We start from the raw sequence: 741 nt of genomic DNA on the forward strand, positions 1-741 counted from the left end.
TACAATTATAAATAAAAATAAATATTATATATTTTAAAACAGTGTTATTTCTTGTTGTGCGATAAAAAACGGCATTTGTTTTCTTTTAATTATAAACCAAGTTTAAAATTCCAAAAAATGAAAAAAATCAATTTCAAATCATTGGATCCAAAGGAGCTCTTATCAAGAGATGAGCTTATTAAAATTACTGGAGGATCATCAGGATCTGGCGGCTCCGGATCTGGCGGATCATCAACTTGTTCGACAAGCTGCTATTGTGCCCATGGTATCTCGGCAACCGCTACAGTAACCAACTGTACATCTCCCGCAACATGCAGTATTGAGACAAATACCTGGGCTGCTTGTAAAGATGGATCTACTGTCAAGGCTGTAACAACATGTGCTGAAGTGTGTGCAGTTTTTGGAAGCTAAGTTTTAATTACGAAGGCGGACTTGATGTCCGCCTAATTTTCTAAATATGAAATATATCATCCTTCCCTTATTCTTATTTTTCTCTTATATTTCCTATTCTCAAGAGTATACCAATTTCAAGTGGTCTTCTAATCTGGATACAGGAGAAACTGTATTCAGACAAATGCTTTTACTTCGAAGTAACAACGATAGTACATCTAATATATTCAAAACAGTACCTAAAAACATAACTGCTTTTTCCGTTAAGACCTTGGTGCTTGACCCCGTTCAAGCTACATACGAGGAATATATGATCGAACAGCAAGATTCTCTTAAATGGAATGGTTTTCT

2 protein-coding genes are annotated in these 741 nt (G+C 35.2%); both read left to right on the plus strand.

What is annotated here, in order from left to right; translation table 11 throughout:
- Window positions 1-117: 117 nt before the first annotated feature.
- On the plus strand, window positions 118-411 hold the full coding sequence (locus B3C94_RS12795; RefSeq protein ID WP_293904214.1) for a hypothetical protein: 294 nt from the start codon (window positions 118-120) through the stop codon (window positions 409-411).
- Window positions 412-457: 46 nt separating this feature from the next.
- Window positions 458-741 (plus strand): hypothetical protein (locus B3C94_RS12800; RefSeq protein WP_293904216.1); only part of this gene is annotated, 284 nt, incomplete at its 3' end.

The organism is Sphingobacterium sp. UBA5670 (assembly GCF_002420705.1).
Taxonomy (GTDB): Bacteria; Bacteroidota; Bacteroidia; order Sphingobacteriales; family Sphingobacteriaceae; genus Sphingobacterium.

Bases quoted from the DNA above. Each gene is read 5' to 3' on its own strand.
- B3C94_RS12795 (WP_293904214.1), top strand. From the start codon at position 118: ATGAAAAAAATCAATTTCAAATCATTGGATCCAAAGGAGCTCTTATCA.